The organism is Methylorubrum zatmanii (assembly GCF_014845115.1).
In the GTDB taxonomy this organism is placed as follows: Bacteria; Pseudomonadota; Alphaproteobacteria; order Rhizobiales; family Beijerinckiaceae; genus Methylobacterium; species Methylobacterium zatmanii.
Genome location: NZ_NKUI01000341.1, coordinates 1 through 539, shown reverse-complemented (window position 1 = coordinate 539; position 539 = coordinate 1). Strand labels below are relative to the sequence as shown.

Sequence of the window (539 nt, the reverse complement as noted above, 5' to 3'; positions counted from 1 at the left end):
CAACAATGCCGGCAAGGATCACCTCGGCAAGGTCGACGAGGGCGACATCGCCGATTTCTCGGTGGTGATCGAAACCGATCTCTACGGCGTGTTCTACATGACCCGCTTCGCCCTGCCGCATCTGCGCGAGAGCCGCGGCTGCATCGTCAACGTCTCGTCGGTCTCGGGTCTCGGCGGCGACTGGAACCACAGCTTCTACTGCGCCGCCAAGGGAGCGGTGACGAACTTCACCCGCGCGGTCGCCTTGGACGAAGCCCGGAACGGTGTCCGGGTGAACGCGGTCAACCCGTCCCTGGTCTACACGCCGTTCACGGCGGGGATGCAGGAGCAGCCGGACCTCGTCGCCAAGTTCGAGGAGCGCATTCCGATGGGGCGCGGCGCGCAGCCCGACGACATTTCCGGGGCCATCGCCTTCCTGGCGAGCGAGGATGCCCATTTCATCACCGGGGTGAATCTGCCGGTCGATGGCGGCCTCTCGGCCTCGAACGGCCAGCCGGCGCTGAGCTGACCGGTTCACCGCCGCCCTCCGGCAGCGCCCC

1 protein-coding gene is annotated in these 539 nt (G+C 67.3%); it reads left to right on the top strand.

Translation table 11 applies throughout. From position 1 onward, the window contains the following. A partial coding sequence (gene budC, locus MZTS_RS24535) for a meso-2,3-butanediol dehydrogenase (protein ID WP_192285930.1) occupies positions 1–508 on the top strand: 508 nt, incomplete at its 5' end. Positions 509–539 lie beyond the last annotated feature (31 nt).